The sequence below is a fragment of the Solibacillus sp. FSL R5-0449 genome, from assembly GCF_037975215.1.
GTDB lineage: Bacteria > Bacillota > Bacilli > Bacillales_A > Planococcaceae > Solibacillus.
This window is the reverse complement of sequence record NZ_CP150239.1, coordinates 485103-504920: the sequence shown is the minus strand read 5'-3', so window position 1 is coordinate 504920 and position 19818 is coordinate 485103. Positions and strand designations below refer to the sequence as shown.

At 39.8% G+C, this 19818-nt stretch carries 23 protein-coding genes, 1 riboswitch and 1 other annotated feature; of the genes, 10 read left to right on the top strand and 13 right to left on the bottom strand.

The window, feature by feature from the left end:
• Positions 1 to 101: 101 nt before the first annotated feature.
• A complete protein-coding gene (locus MKY27_RS02540) occupies positions 102 to 326 on the bottom strand; it encodes a DUF1450 domain-containing protein (RefSeq protein ID WP_339197458.1) in 225 nt (74 codons plus the stop codon).
• Between the two features lie 232 nt (positions 327 to 558).
• Here MKY27_RS02540 and MKY27_RS02535 point away from each other — a divergent pair, with 232 nt between their 5' ends.
• Positions 559 to 1200 (top strand): RsfA family transcriptional regulator, encoded by a 642-nt coding sequence (locus tag MKY27_RS02535; protein WP_339175085.1) that lies wholly within the window; start codon positions 559 to 561, stop codon positions 1198 to 1200.
• 19 nt (positions 1201 to 1219) lie between these two features.
• Here the strand turns inward: MKY27_RS02535 and MKY27_RS02530 are convergent, their stop codons facing one another.
• Positions 1220 to 2047, bottom strand: a complete 828-nt coding sequence (locus MKY27_RS02530; protein ID WP_339197456.1) for a biotin/lipoate A/B protein ligase family protein — start codon at positions 2045 to 2047, stop codon at positions 1220 to 1222.
• A gap of 165 nt (positions 2048 to 2212) precedes the next feature.
• On the opposite strand from MKY27_RS02530, the gene hemQ reads away from it, so the two are divergent.
• On the top strand, positions 2213 to 2950 hold the full coding sequence (gene hemQ, locus MKY27_RS02525) for a hydrogen peroxide-dependent heme synthase (RefSeq protein WP_079524598.1): 738 nt from the start codon (positions 2213 to 2215) through the stop codon (positions 2948 to 2950).
• A gap of 88 nt (positions 2951 to 3038) precedes the next feature.
• Here the strand turns inward: hemQ and MKY27_RS02520 are convergent, their stop codons facing one another.
• Positions 3039 to 3221 (bottom strand): hypothetical protein, encoded by a 183-nt coding sequence (locus MKY27_RS02520; protein WP_339175083.1) that lies wholly within the window; start codon positions 3219 to 3221, stop codon positions 3039 to 3041.
• Positions 3222 to 3628: 407 nt separating this feature from the next.
• Between MKY27_RS02520 and gerQ the strand changes: the two genes are divergently transcribed.
• Positions 3629 to 3949, top strand: a complete 321-nt coding sequence (gerQ, locus tag MKY27_RS02515) for a spore coat protein GerQ (protein ID WP_339175082.1) — start codon at positions 3629 to 3631, stop codon at positions 3947 to 3949.
• 75 nt (positions 3950 to 4024) lie between these two features.
• Complete coding sequence (locus tag MKY27_RS02510; RefSeq protein ID WP_339197454.1) at positions 4025 to 4252, top strand: hypothetical protein; 228 nt, start codon at positions 4025 to 4027, stop codon at positions 4250 to 4252.
• 214 nt (positions 4253 to 4466) lie between these two features.
• Here the strand turns inward: MKY27_RS02510 and MKY27_RS02505 are convergent, their stop codons facing one another.
• The 6 genes from MKY27_RS02505 to MKY27_RS02480 form a co-directional block, all read right to left on the bottom strand.
• Positions 4467 to 6152, bottom strand: a complete 1686-nt coding sequence (locus tag MKY27_RS02505) for a methyl-accepting chemotaxis protein (protein WP_339197453.1) — start codon at positions 6150 to 6152, stop codon at positions 4467 to 4469.
• Positions 6149 to 7345: a M20 family metallopeptidase gene (locus tag MKY27_RS02500; RefSeq protein ID WP_339197452.1), complete on the bottom strand. Its 1197-nt coding sequence runs from the start codon at positions 7343 to 7345 to the stop codon at positions 6149 to 6151. Before MKY27_RS02500 ends, MKY27_RS02505 begins: the two co-directional genes overlap by 4 nt.
• 134 nt (positions 7346 to 7479) lie before the next feature.
• The gene (locus tag MKY27_RS02495; protein ID WP_339197450.1) at positions 7480 to 7860 is read right to left on the bottom strand and encodes a DUF423 domain-containing protein; all 381 of its coding nucleotides are present in this window, start codon (positions 7858 to 7860) and stop codon (positions 7480 to 7482) included.
• A 39-nt stretch (positions 7861 to 7899) separates the two neighbouring features.
• Positions 7900 to 8172 carry a YwdI family protein gene (locus MKY27_RS02490; RefSeq protein WP_339197448.1) on the bottom strand — a complete coding sequence of 91 codons (273 nt, stop codon included), beginning with the start codon at positions 8170 to 8172 and terminating at the stop codon, positions 7900 to 7902.
• The gene (locus MKY27_RS02485; RefSeq protein ID WP_339175074.1) at positions 8169 to 8351 is read right to left on the bottom strand and encodes a uracil-DNA glycosylase; all 183 of its coding nucleotides are present in this window, start codon (positions 8349 to 8351) and stop codon (positions 8169 to 8171) included. The genes MKY27_RS02490 and MKY27_RS02485 overlap by 4 nt, the downstream gene beginning before the upstream one ends.
• A gap of 29 nt (positions 8352 to 8380) precedes the next feature.
• A complete protein-coding gene (locus MKY27_RS02480) occupies positions 8381 to 9097 on the bottom strand; it encodes a uracil-DNA glycosylase (RefSeq protein ID WP_339199606.1) in 717 nt (238 codons plus the stop codon).
• Positions 9098 to 9262: 165 nt separating this feature from the next.
• Between MKY27_RS02480 and thiD the strand changes: the two genes are divergently transcribed.
• The 4 genes from thiD to MKY27_RS02460 all read left to right on the top strand — a co-directional run bounded on the left by thiD (position 9263) and on the right by MKY27_RS02460 (position 12909).
• Complete coding sequence (thiD, locus tag MKY27_RS02475) at positions 9263 to 10111, top strand: bifunctional hydroxymethylpyrimidine kinase/phosphomethylpyrimidine kinase (RefSeq protein WP_339175072.1); 849 nt, start codon at positions 9263 to 9265, stop codon at positions 10109 to 10111.
• A 119-nt stretch (positions 10112 to 10230) separates the two neighbouring features.
• Positions 10231 to 10581, top strand: a complete 351-nt coding sequence (locus tag MKY27_RS02470; protein WP_339199604.1) for a YojF family protein — start codon at positions 10231 to 10233, stop codon at positions 10579 to 10581.
• A 13-nt stretch (positions 10582 to 10594) separates the two neighbouring features.
• Entirely contained in the window at positions 10595 to 11272 is a 678-nt protein-coding gene (gene bshB2, locus MKY27_RS02465) for a bacillithiol biosynthesis deacetylase BshB2 (protein ID WP_339197446.1), read from the top strand.
• Positions 11273 to 11553: 281 nt separating this feature from the next.
• Complete coding sequence (locus tag MKY27_RS02460) at positions 11554 to 12909, top strand: YjiH family protein (RefSeq protein WP_339197445.1); 1356 nt, start codon at positions 11554 to 11556, stop codon at positions 12907 to 12909.
• 66 nt (positions 12910 to 12975) lie between these two features.
• On the opposite strand, the gene MKY27_RS02455 is transcribed toward MKY27_RS02460, so the two are convergent.
• Entirely contained in the window at positions 12976 to 13725 is a 750-nt protein-coding gene (locus tag MKY27_RS02455) for an SDR family oxidoreductase (RefSeq protein ID WP_339197444.1), read from the bottom strand.
• Between the two features lie 360 nt (positions 13726 to 14085).
• On the opposite strand from MKY27_RS02455, the gene ilvA reads away from it, so the two are divergent.
• Positions 14086 to 15354 carry a threonine ammonia-lyase IlvA gene (gene ilvA / locus MKY27_RS02450; protein ID WP_339197443.1) on the top strand — a complete coding sequence of 423 codons (1269 nt, stop codon included), beginning with the start codon at positions 14086 to 14088 and terminating at the stop codon, positions 15352 to 15354.
• A 236-nt stretch (positions 15355 to 15590) separates the two neighbouring features.
• On the opposite strand, the gene MKY27_RS02445 is transcribed toward ilvA, so the two are convergent.
• From MKY27_RS02445 to MKY27_RS02435, 3 genes are all read right to left on the bottom strand, one after another.
• Entirely contained in the window at positions 15591 to 16385 is a 795-nt protein-coding gene (locus MKY27_RS02445) for an ABC transporter ATP-binding protein (protein ID WP_339175067.1), read from the bottom strand.
• Positions 16378 to 17418, bottom strand: coding sequence for an ABC transporter permease (locus tag MKY27_RS02440; RefSeq protein ID WP_339197442.1), 1041 nt, complete (start codon positions 17416 to 17418; stop codon positions 16378 to 16380). Before MKY27_RS02440 ends, MKY27_RS02445 begins: the two co-directional genes overlap by 8 nt.
• Positions 17419 to 17514: 96 nt before the next feature.
• Positions 17515 to 18531 carry an ABC transporter substrate-binding protein gene (locus MKY27_RS02435; protein WP_339175065.1) on the bottom strand — a complete coding sequence of 339 codons (1017 nt, stop codon included), beginning with the start codon at positions 18529 to 18531 and terminating at the stop codon, positions 17515 to 17517.
• A 274-nt stretch (positions 18532 to 18805) separates the two neighbouring features.
• A riboswitch (PreQ1 riboswitch) is annotated at positions 18806 to 18850 on the top strand.
• Positions 18851 to 18856: 6 nt separating this feature from the next.
• On the opposite strand from MKY27_RS02435, the gene MKY27_RS02430 reads away from it, so the two are divergent.
• Positions 18857 to 19342, top strand: a complete 486-nt coding sequence (locus MKY27_RS02430; protein WP_339197441.1) for a QueT transporter family protein — start codon at positions 18857 to 18859, stop codon at positions 19340 to 19342.
• Between the two features lie 179 nt (positions 19343 to 19521).
• Positions 19522 to 19735: a binding site (T-box leader), on the top strand.
• Positions 19736 to 19818: the final 83 nt, after the last annotated feature.

Here is a 19818-nt window from a genome sequence, read left to right as displayed (position 1 = left end):
ACATCATTATAAGTGAGATACCATTGAAATAGAAATGAATCCGCCGAAAACGCAAAAAGGACGTGTTCTGAAATATTTCAGAACGCGTCCTTTTTACGCTGTTACTTTTTCAATTTGTCGAGTACCTTTACCATTAACTCCTCTTCAGTTAATGCGGCAACTGGACGATTATTTACAAATGTAAATGTTTTTTTGCGGCCCGGGCCACAGTATGAATGACAGCCAATTTCAATCGTTGCTTCTGAATCAATTTCCTTTAATTTTGGAATTAACGTCTTTAAATTAACGGCCTGACATTCATCGCAAACGTGGAATAAGTTTGCCATAGTGTCAACACCTCTCTATGAGCTATTTTCGCTGTTTTAACCTATTTGCTATTGTATCTCATTTTACTTATTTCATTCAAGCATTATCCTAGCAATTCCGGCCAAAGTTCTGCTAGGAACATATTTCTCATTATTCTAGCAACATTTTACGATATATTGAATAAATGTTTTCCCCTTTGGACATGATAGATTTACAACAACAAAACTATTATTAATTCAGGGGGAGTTTTTGATGACAAAAACAAGACAAGATGCATGGGTGAAAGAGAATGATGAGCTGTTAGCAGAGGCTGTTTTACGCCATGTAAAAGAAGGAAGTACTCAATTAAATGCTTTTGAAGAAGCCGGAGATTTACTGAACCGAACTGCAGCAGCATGCGGTTTTCGCTGGAATGCCGTAGTACGACGCATTTATGAAGAAGAGTTGGCACAAGCGAAAAAGGAACGTAAAGAACGTATGCGCATGATGAACACAGCTACAAAACGCAGAACAACACCCGTATACTTACTGCCGTCAAATGAAAATCAGCCAACATCGATTCCATTATCGGCCTTATCACTCGATATCGTCATTGCATACTTAGTACAACTGCAGCATACGAATTCAAATGAACAGGACTTACTGAAATGGCGCAAATTAACATCACTGTTAACAGAACAGAAAAACCAACTTGAACAACAACTGGCAGCACTGCAAAAAGAGAATAAAGCGATTAAAGAAGATTACGAGCAGTTTGTTTCGATTATGAACCGCGCAAGACGACTAGTAGCATTAGAAACAGATACTGAAGCCACGCCAACATTCAAAATGGAGCGTAATGGCAACTTGATTTCCCAAACATCGTTAAATGATTCAGGCGAAGCGCTATATTAGCACCTCGCCTTCTTTTTATTTATTTACTTAGCATTGATTCATTGCGCTTGAACACACGGTCCAAATAGTAATTGTACAATTCCATTTCCTCTTGCTGTAATGGCAGTTCGAACAGCTGGCCATTCTTTTCGCTCAATAGATTGCGCAGTCTTTCATTCACTTCGAATACTGTCACGTTTTGTCCAGTAAGTTCTTGAAGTGACGCCATGACTCCCGGCTTGATGACCGGATACTCGAATTTCGTCTGCTCACCTTGCAGACCCTTTTCATAAAAACGTTTGATCAGTTCCGCACGCTCACTGCCACTGCCTTCTACGCATAAATAAATTTGGACAGCAATACCGTTTTTCATGCGGCGCTGCGAAATACCAGCAAACTTTTGCCCGCCAATACTTAAATCATATGAACCTGGACAATAAGAACCAACAATTTCATATGCTTCTATTTTCGTTGCAATTTCAGGAAATAATTGCCGTATTAATGTGACCATCATTTCAAACGCATTATTAATACTTAGTGGCTTTTCCTCATTTACTACAATTGAAATATTTAAAACTCCCGCATCCAATACGACAGCCAGTCCTCCTGAATTACGGACAATCGGTTCATAACCACTGTTCTTCAATGTTTCCATCCCTTGCTCGATATAAGGCAACCGGTGATCTTGGATTCCGAGTACGACTGCGTCATGATGAACCCATGTACGTATTGTCGAATTGGTCATTTTCTGACCGACAAGATGACATAGTGTATCATCCATTGCAAAGGACTCTAATGGCGAGCGTTTATTCGCGCTGATTGACTGATCGATAAAACGCCATATTGTTTGCTGCAAAAAATCATTCATATTTTATACTCCTAGCCTAATTTTTCCTCACTTTAGCATACCGTATTTTAAAGTCATGTCAAATTGGTGAATTGACAGTTTTTACAGTTGTGAAATGATATTTTTTCCTGAAACTATGCTACACTAATCGTGAATCATTTTCATTTACAAGGAGTGTTTGAACAGATGAATGAAGCAGCAATTACATTAGACGGCTGGTACGCACTACATGATTTCCGCTCAATGGACTGGGCATCATGGAAATTGGTTTCGGCTGAAGAACGCGAAGCCGCTACAAAAGAATTTATCGCATTTTTAGAAGACTTAAATAAAGATACAGGTTCGAATGCTTTTTACTCAATTATTGGCCAAAAAGCAGATTTCATGATTATGACTTTACGTGAAACACCTGAAGAACTAAATGAAATCGAAACAAAATTCGCGAAATTGGCGATTGCCGATTTTACAATTCCAACGTATTCTTACGTATCTGTAGTCGAATTATCGAACTATTTAGCAGGTAAATCAGATGAAGATCCATATCAAAACCCGCATGTTCGTGCGCGTTTATATCCTGAACTGCCTAAATCAAAATACGTATGCTTCTATCCAATGGATAAAAAACGTGAAGGCAATGACAACTGGTACATGCTTTCAATGGAAGACCGTAAAAAATTGATGTATGACCACGGTTTAATCGGCCGCAGCTATGCAGGTAAAATCAAACAAATCATTACAGGTTCTGTTGGTTTAGATGATCATGAGTGGGGCGTTACATTATTCTCTGATGATATGCTTCAATTCAAGAAAATCGTTTATGAAATGCGTTTTGATGAAGTTTCAGCACGCTACGGCGAATTCGGCGAGTTCCTGGTCGGAAACTTGCTGGACAATGAAAAACTGGAAAAACTGTTAGCGATTTAATGACTTATAAACCCGTTCTGCCTTGTATCTTCAAGGTTGAACGGGTTTATTTTTTCCCGGAAACGTAAAAAGATGAGTCGATTGATTACTACTCATCTTTTACCGTATGATCATCCTGCATTTTTAAAATTATTATGATTGTATTAATGAATAAACCGATGACGATTAGAAGAACGAATAAATACCAATGTATCGGCTGTTCGTAAAAAATTGCGACCGCAAAGGACAATAATGCGCTAATGATTATGCCTAACCAAATCCCTATTTTCATGATGTTCCACTCCCGCGCTTTTCGTCAACACCGGCAACAATCTCTCATTTATTTACTTATCTTTACCCATTCCATTGAAACTTATTACATATAACCGAACTAATTATCCTATTGTATGTTGGTTGGGCAAAAAACAACACTGTTTTGGTGTTCATTTTTTTTATTGATGCATATACTAAATCGAAAAAGGAGGTCACATCGAACGCCTAAACTTCGAATAAAAGGTTTACATGCCGCCCTTCTTTCTCGGATACGGTGCGGCAAAAGGTGATGCAAGTGCCCTGCTTAGTGTGAAAACAAAGAAACAGCAGCTATATCTTCGTTTACTGTTTCTTGCACCGACGACTGCAGTCTATTAAATTTCTTTATGAAAGGATGCAAAATTGACTTATTATTGGACGTCTCCAATGCAACAGATGAATCCTGCGACGGTTCCGATGCCTACAACGATGCAAGGTATGCAAGGAGTAGGCATGCCACGTGAGGAATCCTATATCGAGAATATTTTACGGTTAAACAGAGGGAAACCAGGTACGTTTTATTTTTCATTTGATAATGCGGTAGCTGGCAGTAATACGCGGGCGGTTCGTGGAGTTGTGGAAGCAGCCGGTCGTGACCATGTAATTTTACGCGATTTGAAAAATAACCATCGCTTCCTGTTCCCGATGATTTACTTCGATTATGCGGAGTTCGATGAAGAATTAAGTTACTTTACACAGCAACCATAAAAAGTAAGGCGCCCTAATCAAGCGCCTTTTTTTGTTGCCTAATAACGCTTATAAGATGAATTGAGGGGCCGTGAAATGATTTTATTAGAACAATTGAGGGGTTTATTAGAACATTCGAGCGTGATATTAGAAGAAGTTAGCGGGTTATTAGAAGAACGGGAACGGATATTAGAAGTTCGCAGAAATAACAGTGTACTGGAGCAAGAGTTGACTGAGATTGATGTACCAAAAAGCCTTGCCTTGATTTTATTAGAACAAATGAACAGCTTATTAGAACAAAATGGTGCGATATTAGAAGATTGAGCCCCGATATTTGAACATTTTAAATTGATATTAGAACAACTGCACGATATATTAGAAAATCGCAATTTTATTAGAACAAATCAATTTATATTAGAAGAAAAAATTTTTTATTAGAAGAAGCACCCTTTCACTATAATGTAATCCCCTTCACCTTATACGGAATGTTGCCCAAGAACAGCAAAAACGGCACCTTTATCAGGTACCGTTTTGAAGATCATACTTTAAACTGCTGAATTTCCTGTTGGAGTGTTTGTGCATTGTCGCTTAGCGATACGGCTACTGCATTTACTTGTTGCATTGTAGCGGTCTGTTCCTCTACCGCTGCCGCAATCATCTCCAAGTTACCGCTTGATTCATTTGAGCTGTGGGCAATTTCATTAACCGATGCCGTTACCTGTTCCGCACTTGCAGAAAGCTCTTCGGAAGTAGCTGAAATTTCCTGGATTTGCATCGACATTTGCGTTACTGCATCTACGATTGTTGTAAACGATTCGCCGGCATGTGAAATAATCTTTACGCCATCTTCCACAGAAACTAATGAATCCGATACGGCACGTTCAACGTTTTCTGTATCTGCTTTAATTTCAAGCGTTAAGTTAACGATTGAATTGGCGGATGATTTCGATTGCTCAGCCAGTTTCCTTACTTCATCTGCTACAACAGCGAAGCCTTTGCCATGTTCCCCGGCGCGCGCTGCTTCAATCGCTGCATTCAATGCCAGTAAATTCGTTTGATCCGTAATCGATGTAATTAATCGCGAAATATTATTAATTTCTTCTGTTTGTTGTGCCAGCTTTTGCACTAAAGCATTCACAGAGTTTGTCGATGAGCTGATAATGCTCATTTGTTGTTGGGCATCATAAATAATCTGCCCACCATCTTTAGCAGTCTGTGTTGCATCAACCGAATTCCCAAGCAATTTTTGAGTTGATTCTGCAATTCGTTGGACACCTGCAGCTGTTTCTTCCATTGCACGGGCACTTTCATTTGATGCATGTGCAGATATTTGTGCTCTTTCAGCTGTATCATTTATGCGCACCGTTACATCTTCCGTCGTCGCTGATATTTCTTCGGTACTTGCCGAAAGTTCCTGTGCTGCCGCATTTACTTGCTCTGAGTTAACCTGAATGTTTTTAATCAGGTTGGATAAGTTATTTTTCATTGAATTGAACGCATTGCCTAACTGGCCAATTTCGTCCTTTGATTTCACTATAATATCTTGCTGCGATAAATCTCCTGCTGCAATAACATTCGCTTCATTCACAATACCATTTAATGGCGAAATAATTGTTTTACGTATGTATACCATAACAAGTATGCCAATAAGAACACTGATAGCTAAAGCGATACCGGCAACTAAAACAGAAAAGGCGATTGAATCATCTGCTTTCTTGTTGATCTCATCGAGCATTTTTTCCTGGTATTCGACCATCTGAGCTGTTGCATCGAACATTCCGTCATTCGCCGCGCGCAGCTTTGTATTAATAAAACCGTTTGCGAGTCTTTGTTCTCCCCGTTCGAAAGCATCCATCATATCAAGATAACCGTAATTGAAGTCATCCCGGTTTTTAACGACTTGTTCCATCAGCTCTTTCATCGTACCGCTTGATACGAGTTTATTTAAATTATCAATCTCCTGATCCAATAATTCATTGTATTGTTTAAAGCTATCGACAGATTCTTCTTTGCCGTCAAAAACAATTGCACGCACATACATTCCTTGCATTGCGACATTAAAACGGATTTTATCCACGGAACGAATTTGCTCTACCCGGTAATCGATTGCTTCATCCATATTTCCCTGTATATTTTTTAAACTTATAAAGTTAAGCACTACTGTAATGAAAATTAATATGATCATTATAATTAGTGCAGCATTTAACTTTTTCCCTACACTCATGCTGATTCCTCTTCTCGTTGTTCATTTAGTAAAAATTGCAATGTTGCCTGTCCTAAAACTTTCGCAGCGATAAGCATTGCCCGTTCATCAAAATCAAAGCGCGCATGATGATGCGGGTATACCGCTTCCCACTCCGGATTCTTTGCCCCTGTAAAGAAGAAAGTCCCTGGAACATGCTGCATATAGTAGCCGTAATCTTCCCCTATCATAAATGGAGGACAAACCGTAACTTTTTCAACACCTGGTGTTTCGTTTGCTATTTGTGCAACAAATTGTGTTTCAGCTGCATGGTTGATTACAGGCGGATACCCATCGAAATACTCGAAACGATAGTCAGCATGCATCCCTAAACATGTTGCCTTCAATAATAATTCGATTTCCTCTTTCATTTGTTTTCGCACTTGTTCATCAAAGGCACGTACAGTCCCTTGAATTTTTACTGTATCCGCGATGACATTAAACGGATTGACCGCTTCAAATTGCCCGACCGTCACTACACCCGACTCAAGTGGTGCAACACGTCGCGAAACGATGGTCTGCAACTGCGTGACAAAGTGTGCACCGACGACGATTGCGTCAACCGAGTGCTGTGGTTCTGCACCATGTCCGCCCTTGCCTTGGATTACAATTTCAAATCGGTCTGCCGCAGCCATAATGGCGCCTTCTCGTACAAGCACTTCTCCTAAAGGGGTCGGTGCCCATAAATGTGTTCCAAAAATTACGTCCACACCGTCTAAACAGCCATCCTCAATCATTGCTTTTGCCCCGCCTGGAGCGAGCTCTTCAGCATGCTGATGGATGAACACAATATTGCCGGACAGTTGATCCCGCATTTCTGTCAAAACTTTAGCCAAAACGAGTAATGTTGCGGTATGACCATCGTGTCCGCATGCATGCATTACTCCATCATTTTTTGATTTATATGGAAAATCATTTAGCTCTTGAATTGCCAATGCATCAAAATCCGCACGTAAAGCAACGGTCTTTCCTTGTTTTGCCCCTTTTAATGTGGCTACAACTCCGCGCCCTCCAACAAATTCTCGTACTTCCAAACCTAGTTCACGGTGGAAATTGGCAATGTATGCAGGTGTATGTACTTCGTGATGGGATGGTTCCGGATGCTCATGTAAATAGCGTCGGATTATTACCATCTCTTCAAAATTCTCTTCTAACTTTAATAATAATTGGTCCATTTTCCTTACCCCTTTACTCTCTTACTTTATAACTATACAATAAATTCAAATAATTTAGATAAAAGATTTGATTTTCCTAACAAAATAATAAAAAAAGCATATACTTCCATTTCAAGAAGTATATGCTACGAGTTTTATTGAGTCTTTTTTACTACTGCTGTAATAACCATAATCCAGCCCACTAAAAAGAATACCCCACCGATAGGAGTAATGGCACCAAGTATACCGATTCCTGTTAAGGCTAATACCATTAAGCTTCCCGCGAAGATTATAATACCTGCATTAAAGCAGAACATCGCAATTTTCAACTGCTTCACTTCACCGAAAACCGCTTTTGACATTAAAATACCGACTAAAATAAGTGCTGTTGCATGAAACATTTGATACTGGATTGCTGTATCCCAAATCCCGGCACTGTAATCATCGAGTATATCTTCCAGTGCATGTGCTGCAAAGGCACCTAATGCTACTGCCAAAAATCCGTGGATTGCGCCAGATATAATTGAACCTTTCATTTCTTTTACCTCTTTCTTTATCTAATACTGATTTCTTTGTTAAAAATCAAACAAGGAGTCGCCGTTTGCATCGTCTTCTTCAAGCTTTTGTGCTGGAATTGCGACCGGTTGCGAGTATACAGGTGACGAGATTGTTGTACTCATGCTATTTATGGAAGCAGGTTTTGGCGAACTGATTTTTTCGTCTAAAACGACATCACATAGCGCACGAATTGCTGCAAGCTTTTCACGGGTTTGTTGTTCTGTTGCCGCCTGTGCTGCTTCTGATGTCAATTTTTCAATTTGCTTAACAATCGATTCATACGTAATCATCGCTTTTGCCCACCTTCTCTATTTTTCGGTACAAATTTTAAGCAGTCCATTCCCGAAGACTGTTTAACAACGAGAGATGGCAGCTGCTTCGTTTTAAAGCCATATGCTGTGCAACCGCGCGGATTAGACTGGTCCCATGTTACACGGAAGTGCTGGCATTTAAAGCAATCTACTTTCATGTGCCGTTCCCTCTCTTTCTATCAATACTTTACCATTCTTTTGTGCAAAAGTTTAGCTTGTTTCCATATTTCTTCGATAGGCACCAGTCAATCGGCTGTTGTCCTAATGACAGGAGTGCTTCGTTTGCTTTTGAATACGGTTTGCTTCCGAAAAAACCGCGATGTGCGCTTAACGGACTTGGATGTGGCGATTGGAAAATAATATGGTTGCTTGAAATTCGTTCAATTAAATTTCGTTTACTTTGGGCCGGTTTTCCCCATAATAAAAATACAATCGGCTGCTCACGTTTTGCGAGGTTTTCAATTATCGTATCCGTAAACCGTTCCCAGCCTTGCCCTTTATGTGAATTGGCTTTTCCTGCTTGTACAGTTAAAACGGTGTTCAGTAATAATACGCCCTGCTTTGCCCACGATGTTAAGTCTCCATGCTCCGGGATTTCGCAGCCAATATCCTGCTGCAGTTCCTTCATCATATTTTTTAGACTAGGAGGCAACTTTTGCCCTTTTTCAACTGAAAAGCTCAATCCATGGGCCTGATTCGGACCATGATACGGATCTTGTCCTAATATGACTACTTTTACTTGATTGTAGTCCGTTAACTGGAGGGCACTGAAAATATTCTCCTTCTTCGGATACACTGTTTCTTCCATATATTGCTGCTCTAAAAATGTTACAAGCTGTTTATAATATGGCCGCTCCACTTCTTGAGCCAATAAATCTTTCCATCTATTCGTCAACTGTTTCATCATAATTTCCACCTCATTTTAAACGCTATTGAATATGACGTAAAAGTGCAAGCATCTTTTCTGGCATTATAGATTTTTCGTTTTCTGGCTATTTTTATATAGTCAGCTAAACGTTATACTTAAATTAATTATAATTCGAATATTCACTTTAAGGAGATATGCTTTATGACACTAAAAAAAACTTTAACGATTGCCGGTTCTGATACTTCTGCAGGCGCAGGAATGCAGGCCGATTTAAAAGCCTTCCAGGAACATGGCACATATGGAATGGTCGCATTGACAGTTGTTGTGACAATGGATCCTAAAACTTGGAGCCACTCAGTTACACCACTGCCGACAGAATTATTGCAAAAACAAATCGATACAGCCCTTTCAACAGGTGTCGATGCCATTAAGACAGGCATGCTTTCAACTGAAGAAATTATTCAAATGGCATCAAAAGCAATTCAGGCTTCCGGTACAGATAAAATTGTCATCGATCCTGTAATGGTTTGCAAAGGCGAAGATGAAGTATTGAACCCTGGCAATACGACAGCCATGATTAAATATTTATTACCCTATGCAACAGTTGTCACACCTAACCTATTCGAAGCAGGACAGCTGGCAGGTACAACAACGCCGAAAACTATCGAGCAAATGCAAGCTGCAGCAGTGAAAATTCATGAGCTGGGCGCAAAAAATGTTGTAATTAAAGGTGGAAAAGCCTTAGTACATGATAAAGCCGTTGATTTGTTCTATAATGGAGTAGAATTTAAATTATTAGAAACTGAAAAAGTTTCTTCTACTTATAATCATGGGGCAGGCTGTACTTTTGCAGCGAGTATTTGTGCAAACTTAGCAAACGGTCTTTCTGTTGAGGAATCGGTTATTGAAGCGAAAGAATTCGTTTCAGCGGCGATTAAACACGGATGGGCTTTAAATGAACATGTTGGACCAGTAATGCACGGAGCAAAACCACGTTTCGGTGCACCTGAAGTTACTGTTACAACAATTCCAAATTATGTTAAAGCGTAATGCATAAAGTCAACTGCGTCACACAGGAACTCATTTCTTGTGTGACTTTTTCGTTTCCCAGTCGAATATATTTTGACTATACTATTAATAGAAAGATTCGAAAGGAGTTAATAAGAGTGATGAAGGAAGTAAATACTAACGAGCTCCAGGAGTTAATTAATTCTTTTGCGAACAAAGACGTTTTTATTCATCTAGAAACTACAAACGGCTCTTATGCAACACATTACAATGAAGGCTTTTTCAATGCAGGCGCATTTATCCGCAATGTACAAATACGCTATGAATTAGGAAAAGTGGTAGGAGATGCCCCGCACCGTGTTGGACTTAAAATGCCGCATGGCTGGGTCTACGCGCAAGGAATTACACATTTCGAACTGGACGATGAGGGCCGTTTACTAATGGCTGGTTTAGATAATACTGGAAAGCTGGCGGTTGCATTAGAAATCAGCGAAACGCCATTTGCTTATTAAGGAGGTCGCTAATATGACATTACAAGAAGAACGTCACGTTTTAGTCGTTTATCCGCACCCGGATGATGAAGCCTTTTCAGTTGCAGGTACATTACGCTTATTCCACAACATGGGAGTTCCTGTTACATATGCTTGTTTAACATTGGGCGAAATGGGACGAAACTTAGGAAATCCTCCATTTGCAACACGCGAATCATTGCCGGAAATTCGCCGGAAAGAGCTGATGAAAGCATGTGAAGCAATGGGTATCAGTGATTTGCGTATGATGGGTTTACGTGATAAAACAGTCGAATTTGAAGATGATGAAAAAATGGTCAAGCTCGTGAATGATTTGATTGTCGAGCTGAATCCATCATTAATCTTCACATTTTTACCTGGTTTTGCTGTCCATCCCGATCATGAAGCAACTGGACGCGCGGTTGTCGAAGCGGTACGTCGTATCGATAAACAGTACCGACCTCGAATTTTAGCTTGTGCATTTGCGAATGACACAGTTGAGAAAAACGGTGAGCCGGATGTTACAATCGATATCGAGTCCGTCAAAGCAGATAAGTTAAAAGCTTTAAAGGCACATGCTTCTCAAACAGCCTGGATGATTCAAGACGCGGAAAAACGGGTAGATACTGGTGACGTCTCACTGGATAACTGGTTAACTAATGAAAGATTTTATACTGTCACTTTTAATGAGTAATGTATATTTATAATTTTAAGGACGTTTGCATATTTTTCGATTTGCAGACGTCTTTTTTTCCCTTATTCATCTTTTGCATTTTTATTCGGATCGTTTTTAGCTTATTTCTTCAAAAATATGATGTTTATTGCATATAAACTTTTCGTTGGCCTAATTATATTCATTTTTTAATCAGTATAGTTTTCAGAAATATTAATCTTTATGTAAAACAGTAGACAAATGAATAATCACGTTTTATAGTGTATAAATATTCAAACTAACAATCAAAGAGGTTATCATATATGAAAACAAAATTTTCTACGTATACTTGGTTTCTGTTTATTGCCCTTTCTGCTCTTGGTGTATTTCTGTTTATCACACCGATTAATACAGAAGACGGCATAAAAGTACCGATTGCGATCCTGGCAAACTTTTTGGCAGGTAAAGTAGAGCCATTCATTCACTGGTTCGCATTCATTGTATTTATTGTTGCGGCGGCAGGATCTGTCGTAATGCAATTTATTCCGAAAAAAACAGAACAGCGTACACTCGTTGATTCATTATTCCGTGTGAACTGGTTCTGGACAATCATGCGTGTGCTTGCAGTTATATTTGCAAGTATGTATGTTTTCCAAATCGGGCCTGAAAGTTTAACAAGTGATGTGACAACAGGCGTGTTACTTGATCCGGCGGCAGGTCTTGTAACTTTCATGTTTGTACTGTTTTTATTTGCCGGTTTATTGTTGCCTTTATTAACAGACTTCGGTTTACTTGAATTTTTCGGGTCGATGATGGTAAAAATTATGCGTCCCCTATTCAAAATTCCAGGACGCTCTGCTATTGACTGCCTTGCTTCTTGGGTGGGCGATGGAACGATCGGCGTATTGCTTACAAGCAAGCAATATGAAGAAAAAAATTATACAGCTCGTGAAGCCGCAACAATCGCGACTACATTCTCAGTTGTATCGATCACTTTCTGTTTAGTTGTCGTTGAAACTATCGGTATCGGTGATTACTTCATCGAGTTTTATGCTTCTGTTATTATTTGCGGGTTAATTTTAGCATTCATTATGCCTCGTATCTATCCGTTAAAACAAAAAGCAGATACATTAATTGATGGCTCACAAGTACCTGCAAACCGTGAAGATGTACAAGATGGGTATAATGTATTTTCTTTTGGTTTGCACAATGCTTTATCGAAAGCCGATTCTAACCGTAACTTAGGAAAAATGATCAAAAACGGATTTATTAATGTTCTGGAAATGTGGTTTGCGGTTACACCAATTATTATGGCATTCGCAACAATCGCATTAGTGTTAGCCGAGTTTACAAGTTTCTTCCGTATTTTAGGGATGCCTTTTGAGCCGATTTTAGCGCTTCTGCAAATTCCTGAAGCCGGTGAAGCTGCACAAACGATGATTGTCGGTTTTGCGGACATGCTATTACCTTCTGTTTTAGGTGCAGGCATTGAATCTGAAATGACACGCTTCTTCATTGCGACAGTATCGGTTACACAATTAATTTACATGTCGGAAGTCGGCGGACTGATTTTAGGTACGAAGCTTCCATTAAAGCTTTGGGATCTATTCATGATTTTCTTAATCCGTACAATTATTTCGATTCCGATTATCGCAGCAATTGCGCATTTATTATTTTAATTAGACAATAAAGGGCTGCCGGAAAGTCAGATTTTCTACTGACTTTCCGGGCAGCCCTTTTACTATTTACTTCGTGCTCGTGAAGCCGCCGTCAATACGGATAACTTCCCCATTAATATACTCTGCTTTTGAAGTCAGCAGGAACGTTACAAGCTCTGCCACTTCTTCTGGTGTACCTAAACGTTTTTGCGGGATTCCCCCTGTAGCATTTTCCTTCATTTGCGGGTTTGCTTCATAAAAGGCTTTTACCATTGGTGTTTCAGTAGGACCTGGAGCGATTGCATTTACGCGCAGCCCGTCTTTCGCGTATTCCGCTACCATACTTCTTGTTAACCCGACAATCCCGTGTTTCGTTGCCGAATAGGTAACAACGGAATCCTGTCCAATTACACCGGCACTTGATGCCGTATTCACGATGGAACCGCCACCGTTTTTCAGCATTACATCCGCTACATAGCGCACACCATAAAGTGCCCCAAGCAAGTTGATGCCGACAATTTGTTCGATTTCTTCAATCGTAGTTTCTAAATAGTATTTCCCGCTGCCGGAAATCCCTGCATTGTTAAAAAAGTAATCAATTGAACCGAAATGCTTCATTGTTTCATCAACATAGTTTTTTACTTCTTCCGCTTTTGATACATCCGCTTTAATGAAAATAGCGTCTACACCATGTGCTTTTACTTGTTCAACCGTTTCATTTCCGCCTTTTTCACTGACATCCACTACCGCAATATTAATACCTTCCTGAGCCATACGGATAGCTGTTGCCTGTCCTAATCCGCTGCCTCCACCTGTAATAATCGCTGTTTTAGTCATCGTGTTACCTCCTGAAATAAGTTTTTGGATGTTGCCGATAATTTTTCTTTATACGAAAAATTGCCTTGCCGCAATAATTCATTTTTCCCCTTTGTTTTTCAAATAAACATTGGCAGGTGATTTAAGACTTGTTTCATACATAAGCTTTTCCTGTTCCGATCATGGATATGCACTTCAACGAGATTTAGAGCCGCGTTTCAAATTAAAGGAAATCTTGTCTGAATCAATGCTCAATTTCTCTATTAAACCGCTTTCATTATGGCATATTGATGAATTTTCATAATTTACAGAATTTTTACGCCATTACGACATAAATTTATGATAGAATAATATAATCTTTAATCAGATGACGGAGGTTACATGGAAATGGGAGTTACTCAACCGAATACGATTGCAGTCGAAAACGTATTAATCGCACATCATTTTTTAAAAGATGTTGTTGTACATACACCCCTGCAATTAAACGACTATTTATCAGAAAAGTATGGGGCAAAAATTTACTTTAAGCGTGAAGATTTGCAGCATGTTCGTTCATTTAAATTACGTGGTGCCTATTATAAAATCAAAAAAATCGAAACAGAGGCCCGTGCATCAGGTGTCGTCTGTGCAAGTGCCGGTAACCATGCACAAGGTGTTGCCTATGCGTGCGCAAAGCTGGAAATTAAAGCGACAATCTTTATGCCGAAAACAACACCGAAACAAAAGATCGATCAAGTGCGGATGTTCGGCAGAAGCTTTGTGGAAATTGTGCTGGCAGGAGATACTTTTGATGACTCTGCGGAAAGCGCACTTGCCTATTGTGAACAGGAGAACCGCATTTTTATCCATCCGTTCGATGATGCAGATGTGATGGCTGGCCAAGGTACAGTGGCGGTCGAAATTATGAATGATATCGAAGAACCGATCGATTATGTATTTGGCAGTATCGGCGGTGGCGGCTTAATGTCAGGTGTCTCTTCATACATTAAAAACTTATCACCTTCGAGTAAAGTTATCGGTGTTGAGCCTGCAGGTGCAGCCAGCATGAAATCTGCTTTCCAACATGGCGAAGTAGTTTCACTGGATACGATCGATAAATTTGTTGATGGGGCTGCTGTTAAATGTGTTGGGCATGATACGTATGAAGTATGCCGTCACTATTTGGATGATATTATCGCTGTTCCGGAAGGTAAAGTATGTACGACTATTTTAGATCTTTATAATAAGCATGCGATTATCGCCGAGCCTGCTGGAGCATTGTCGGTTGCTGCACTCGATTTTTACGCTGAGCAGATTCGCGGGAAATCGGTTGTCATCATTATTTCGGGAGGAAACAACGATATCGGACGCATGCAGGAAATTAAAGAGCGTTCGCTGATTTATGAAGGGCTGCTGCACTACTTCATCGTAAGTTTCCCGCAGCGTTCAGGAGCATTACGTCAATTTTTAACGGAAGTGCTTGGTCCGAATGATGATATTACAACATTTGAATATACGAAGAAGAACAATAAGGAAAGTGGTCCGGCACTGGTCGGCATTGAGCTTGCACATCGCGAAGACCACGCTGGATTAATTGAACGTATGTGCGCAAACGGTTTTGAGTATAAAGAAGTGAATAACGACAGTACACTGTTTGCATTACTTGTATAAATAATATTGTTAAAAAATTTAAAGACTCAATTTTCTTCAAGAGAAAATTGAGTCTTTTGCTTCTAAAATTGATTTCTGTTACGGGGGCGTAGCCGGCAGCTCGTGTTTTAGCAGTGCGAAAGATGAAACCGTCAGCACGAACACTCGCCCCTTCACTCCAATCAATTAATTAAGTTTTAATTCAAGCTATTGCTTACTCGTTAAAAGAAGCTCGAAATCTGTCTGGAACTTCTCATTTAGCCTAATAACGCGCGGTCTGAATTCATTTTTTCGCCGCGGATTTGTTCGAACTCGTGCATTAAATCCGGAATCGTCAAGTCCTGTTTACGGTCTTCACCGACTTCCAAAATGATTTGCCCTTTATCCATCATAATGAGGCGGTTCCCCAAATCGAGCGCCTGCTGCATATTATGCGTGACCATCAATGTCGTCAGCCGGCTTTCCTCGACAAGCTCTTTTGTCAGCTTTGTAATAAGTTCAGCCCGTGACGGATCAAGTGCTGCTGTATGTTCATCAAGCAGTAAAATCGCAGGCTTCGTAAATGTCGCCATTAATAAACTTAATGCCTGGCGTTCCCCTCCTGATAATAATCCGACTTTTGCCGATAAACGGTTTTCCAAATTTAAATGCAGTTTTTCCAATGACGTTTTGAAAAACTCACGACGCTTTTTATCAACACCGAAGCGCAATGAACGCTTCGTGTTACGAGAATAGGCAATCGCCAAGTTCTCTTCGATTGTCATTGTTGGTGCTGTACCTGCCATCGGATCTTGGAAAACACGGCCGATATGGACAGCACGCTTATATTCCGGCAGGCGGGTTAAATCATTGCCGTTAATTTCGACAGAGCCGAAATCTGGTGTTAATGCACCTGAAATCATATTCATCATTGTCGATTTCCCGGCACCATTACTGCCGATAATTGTAACGAAATCACCTGGTGCCAAATGCAAGTTAATATTGTCCAGCGCAATTTTCTCATCGGGTGTTCCTTCGTTAAATACTTTATTAATGCCATCTAATTTAAGCAAGGCTCTTCCCTCCCTGCTCAATATCTACTTTTGCCTGCTGTAACGCGAGACGCTCTTCCAAACGTTTTGCTTTTCTCTTTTTCTCTTTATATTTCCCTACGATTTGCGGGATTACCAGCGCTAAAATAACGATAACCGCCGTAATTAATTTCATATCCCCTGAGTCCAGCCATTTTACGCGTAACGCCAATGCGTAAATCATTCGGTAAATTATTGCCCCGGCAATAACCGCAAATGTGACACGAACAATCGACTTCGTTCCGAAAATGGCTTCACCGATAATTACAGATGCCAGACCGACAACAATCATACCAATACCTAATCCGACATCGGCAAACTTTGTATACTGGGCAATTAATGCACCTGATAATGCCACCATCCCGTTTGAAATTCCGAGTCCTAAAATGACTAATGAATCGGTATTTGCGGAAAAGCTGCGAATCATTCGTTTATTGTCGCCTGTTGCGCGGATTGCAAGACCGATTTCTGTTTTTAAGAACCAGTCTACTACTAGTTTAATAATTGTCGTCACAACAAGCATTAATATTAAAACACCCCAAGTTGTTGGAACAGAAGCTAAGCCCATTGATTTCAATACGTTTGTAATCGCGGAATCAATGCCTAAATTCGACCAGAAAGAACCGAACGTCGAAAAAACTGTTTCTGAATTTAATAGTGGAATATTTGGTCGTGTTACACCGGTATCTGAGCTTAATCCCATAATTCGAAGATTAATCGAATAGAGAGCGATCATCATTAAAATCCCTGCAAGCAGCGGATTGATTTTCCCTTTCGTGTGTAAAATTCCTGTCATACATCCAGCAATAAATCCAGCAACTGTTGCGACCAATGTGGCAAGAATCGGGTTATAGCCAAGCACGATCATCATCGCTGCCGTACCTGCTCCCGTTACAAAGCTTCCATCAACCGTTAAATCCGGAAAATCCAGCACGCGGAATGTTAAGTAAACCCCAAGTGCCATAATTGCATAGATGATCCCTTGCTCCACTGACCCAAACATAGCTGTAAACATCTCGAATCATCTCCTGACTTTTTAAAAGTTTTAAGCAAGTCAGCCTAAACATTTTATACCTGTTTAGGCTGACTTGCTTTTTTGTATAAATGTGAATTATTGTACTTCTGCTTCCCATTCAGGCTTAATTTCCAACCCTAAGTTTTCTGCAGTAGCTTTATTGATTACTAGTTTTAAGTTAGCCGGATATGCAGCCGGAACTTCTGAAGGTGCTTTGCCTTCCAATAAAATTTGTGCTGCCATTTGCCCTGCTTCATAGCCGATATCATAGTATTCGAAACCGTATGCAGCTAAACCGCCGCGCTCTACTGAATCAAGCTCACCGACAATAAGCGGTAATTTGTTTGCATCTGCTACTTCGATTACAGATTCTAGTGCCGAAACGACCGTATTATCAGTAATAATATAGAATGCATCTACTTTTCCTACTAAAGATTCTGCTGCCTGACGAACTTCAGATGAAGCAGATACTGCCGCTTCAACAATTGTTACGCCTTCTTTTGCTGCAATTTCTTTTACTGCCGCGATTTGTGCCACTGAGTTTTGCTCACCCGCGTTATATACCATCCCTACATTTGTTGCCCCTAATTCTTTAAGGAAGGCAACTGTTTTCGGCATTGTTTCCGGATGTAAATCAATCGTACCTGTTACGTTAGCACCAGGTGTTGCCATTGACTCGATCAATTCCGCCCCTACTGCATCCGTTACCGATGTAAAGATAACCGGAATATCAGAAGTTGCACTTTTTGCCGCCTGTGCTGAAGGTGTTGAGTTCGCGAAAATCAGATCTACATTTTCCCCGACTAACTGCTGGGCGATCGTCATGTTCGCACTGTTATCGTTGTTTGCAGATTTGTCTACGTATTCTGCTTTAATCCCTGCATCTTCAATTGCTTTTTTAAATCCTTCTTTTGCTGCATCTAATGATGGATGCTCAACAATTTGTGTTGTTCCGATTTTAAACGTTTTATCGCTATCAGCTTTAGCTGTATCCACTGCTTCGCCATTGGACGTCTCATTCGAAGATGTCTCGCTCTCTTCCCCGCCACAAGCAGCTAATAATAAAAGAAGCCCGAATAACAAAAAGGACAGCTTCATTAAATTTTTTCTCATCTTATTTCCCCCTAATTACTTTATCGATTTAAAGCACCGAACTTCATTTGGATGAAGTGTTGAAATAATATTACCGCGTCATTTTTAGATAGTCAATAACATTTAGAATGTTCTGAATTTATTCTAGGTAATGTGCCTCATTTCGGAATTTTGACAATACTCTTTAAACCGCTAAGCGACGCGGTTTGTTGAACTTTCTACTCTGTAAAATTTTTTGAAAAAAAAGTCCTATAAATCTTTACTTTTATTTTCAATATTGCTATGATTGCAGTTGCTTTGCGTGGTTCGTAACCATCCCACGTTAAAAAACTAGGAGGAATTTCATATGAAGGTAAAGTTTATTGCAGCGAGTGCCATTATTGCAGCATTATATATTGCTGTTACAATGCTTGTTGCGCCAATTAGCTTTGGGCAAGTACAGTTCCGTATTGCCGAAATTTTTAACCATTTAGTCGCATTTAACCCGCGCTATATGTTGGGTGTAGTTTTAGGTGTATTTATTTCCAATTTCCTGATGTCTTCAATCGGTCCCATCGATTTAGTATTTGGTGTCGGACATACGATTATTACACTGGGAATTTTCATATTCATTTGTAAGTTTGTGAAAAATATTTGGGCTCGTCTGATTATTAATACAACGTTATTTACGTTTACAATGTTTATCATTGCAGCACAGCTGAATATCGTGCTTGACTTCCCGTTCTGGGAAACTTGGCTGTTTGTAGCATTTGGCGAATTTGTTGTATTGGCGGTTGGAGCACCGATTATGTACACTTTAAATAAACGATTGGATTTCAAAAAATTAATCTAATTTCGATTGTTTCACCAGCTGATTTTTTTATGTCGGCTGGTTTTTTATTTAGAAAACTTATTTTAGAATTGTTTGACATTTCATTTTTCAGTGTTAGAATAAAGCATAATTCAAATTGTTATTTACGGTAGCAGGTTGCGGGAGCGTGACCACCGTTTTCGTTTAGTTGAGCTTAGTTGAGTAAATTGTTGAATAAGAAGAGTAGCATTTATCGTTTTGTCCAGAGAGCGTATGGCTGGTGAAAATACGCCAAAAGGTAAATGTGAATGGGCCTTATGAAAGCTGCCGGCGTTAGTCGGCGGACGGTACCCTGCCGTTATCAGGTTTAAGTGGAAGCAAGTTTTTTTGATTTGCTTCAAACGAGGTGGCAACGCGGTGAAAATCGTCCTTTCGCAAAAGTTAATTCTTTTGCTGAGGGCGATTTTTTTTTATTCAGCAAAGCTTTAAATTAATTACAGGATTGCTAAATAATCTGA

Excerpts from the sequence above, each read along its gene's own strand:
- bshB2 (WP_339197446.1), top strand. The coding sequence starts at position 10,595 with ATGACATTACAAGAAGAACGTCACGTTTTAGTCGTTTATCCGCACCCG.
- MKY27_RS02440 (WP_339197442.1), bottom strand. The coding sequence starts at position 17,418 with ATGTTTACAGCTATGTTTGGGTCAGTGGAGCAAGGGATCATCTATGCA.
- MKY27_RS02430 (WP_339197441.1), top strand. The coding sequence starts at position 18,857 with ATGAAGGTAAAGTTTATTGCAGCGAGTGCCATTATTGCAGCATTATAT.
- ilvA (WP_339197443.1), top strand. The coding sequence starts at position 14,086 with ATGGAAATGGGAGTTACTCAACCGAATACGATTGCAGTCGAAAACGTA.
- MKY27_RS02435 (WP_339175065.1), bottom strand. The coding sequence starts at position 18,531 with ATGAGAAAAAATTTAATGAAGCTGTCCTTTTTGTTATTCGGGCTTCTT.
- MKY27_RS02500 (WP_339197452.1), bottom strand. The coding sequence starts at position 7,345 with ATGGACCAATTATTATTAAAGTTAGAAGAGAATTTTGAAGAGATGGTA.
- MKY27_RS02460 (WP_339197445.1), top strand. The coding sequence starts at position 11,554 with ATGAAAACAAAATTTTCTACGTATACTTGGTTTCTGTTTATTGCCCTT.
- MKY27_RS02510 (WP_339197454.1), top strand. The coding sequence starts at position 4,025 with ATGATTTTATTAGAACAATTGAGGGGTTTATTAGAACATTCGAGCGTG.
- MKY27_RS02480 (WP_339199606.1), bottom strand. The coding sequence starts at position 9,097 with ATGAAACAGTTGACGAATAGATGGAAAGATTTATTGGCTCAAGAAGTG.
- MKY27_RS02455 (WP_339197444.1), bottom strand. The coding sequence starts at position 13,725 with ATGACTAAAACAGCGATTATTACAGGTGGAGGCAGCGGATTAGGACAG.
- MKY27_RS02470 (WP_339199604.1), top strand. The coding sequence starts at position 10,231 with ATGAAGGAAGTAAATACTAACGAGCTCCAGGAGTTAATTAATTCTTTT.
- MKY27_RS02535 (WP_339175085.1), top strand. The coding sequence starts at position 559 with ATGACAAAAACAAGACAAGATGCATGGGTGAAAGAGAATGATGAGCTG.
- MKY27_RS02505 (WP_339197453.1), bottom strand. The coding sequence starts at position 6,152 with ATGAGTGTAGGGAAAAAGTTAAATGCTGCACTAATTATAATGATCATA.
- gerQ (WP_339175082.1), top strand. The coding sequence starts at position 3,629 with ATGCAACAGATGAATCCTGCGACGGTTCCGATGCCTACAACGATGCAA.
- MKY27_RS02530 (WP_339197456.1), bottom strand. The coding sequence starts at position 2,047 with ATGAATGATTTTTTGCAGCAAACAATATGGCGTTTTATCGATCAGTCA.
- MKY27_RS02495 (WP_339197450.1), bottom strand. The coding sequence starts at position 7,860 with ATGAAAGGTTCAATTATATCTGGCGCAATCCACGGATTTTTGGCAGTA.
- hemQ (WP_079524598.1), top strand. The coding sequence starts at position 2,213 with ATGAATGAAGCAGCAATTACATTAGACGGCTGGTACGCACTACATGAT.
- thiD (WP_339175072.1), top strand. The coding sequence starts at position 9,263 with ATGACACTAAAAAAAACTTTAACGATTGCCGGTTCTGATACTTCTGCA.
- MKY27_RS02485 (WP_339175074.1), bottom strand. The coding sequence starts at position 8,351 with ATGAAAGTAGATTGCTTTAAATGCCAGCACTTCCGTGTAACATGGGAC.
- MKY27_RS02520 (WP_339175083.1), bottom strand. The coding sequence starts at position 3,221 with ATGAAAATAGGGATTTGGTTAGGCATAATCATTAGCGCATTATTGTCC.
- MKY27_RS02490 (WP_339197448.1), bottom strand. The coding sequence starts at position 8,172 with ATGATTACGTATGAATCGATTGTTAAGCAAATTGAAAAATTGACATCA.
- MKY27_RS02540 (WP_339197458.1), bottom strand. The coding sequence starts at position 326 with ATGGCAAACTTATTCCACGTTTGCGATGAATGTCAGGCCGTTAATTTA.